Annotated in this window: 1 protein-coding gene; it reads left to right on the top strand. The window is 71.5% G+C overall.

The genetic code is table 11. The features are described 5' to 3' along the window. A partial coding sequence (locus tag IG98_RS0143980) for an aldehyde dehydrogenase family protein (RefSeq protein WP_030926579.1) occupies positions 1 to 639 on the top strand: 639 nt, incomplete at both ends.

Below are 639 nucleotides of genomic sequence, written 5' to 3' on the forward strand. Positions count from 1 at the left end.
ATGGTGCCGATGTGGATGTTCCCGATCGCGATCGCCTGCGGCAACACCTTCATCCTCAAGCCCTCGGAGAAGGACCCCTCGGCGTCGCTGCTGATGGCCCGGCTCTGGAAGGAGGCCGGGCTGCCGGACGGCGTCTTCAACGTCGTCCAGGGCGACAAGACGGCGGTGGACCGGCTGCTGGAGCACCCGGACGTGAAGGCCGTGTCGTTCGTCGGCTCGACCCCGATCGCCCGCCACGTCTACGAACGGGGCACCTCTCACGGCAAGCGGGTCCAGGCGCTCGGCGGCGCCAAGAACCACATGCTGGTGCTGCCCGACGCCGACCTGGACCTGGTCGCCGACGCCGCGGTCTCGGCGGGCTTCGGCTCGGCCGGCGAGCGCTGCATGGCGATCTCCGTCGTGCTGGCCGTGGACCCGGTCGGCGACGAACTGGTCAGCAAGATCGTCTCCCGGGTGGAGAAGCTGACCATCGGTCCCGGCGACGACCCCCGCTCCGAGATGGGTCCGATGGTCACCGCCGAGCACCGTGACAAGGTGGCGTCCTACCTGGACCTGGGCGTCGCCGAGGGCGCGAAGCTCGTCGTGGACGGCCGCCGGACCCCGGTCCTGGGCGGCGCGGCGGCGGCCGAGGCCTCCGGC

The organism is Streptosporangium amethystogenes (genome assembly GCF_000721075.1).
GTDB classification, from domain to species: domain Bacteria; phylum Actinomycetota; class Actinomycetes; order Streptosporangiales; family Streptosporangiaceae; genus Streptosporangium; species Streptosporangium amethystogenes.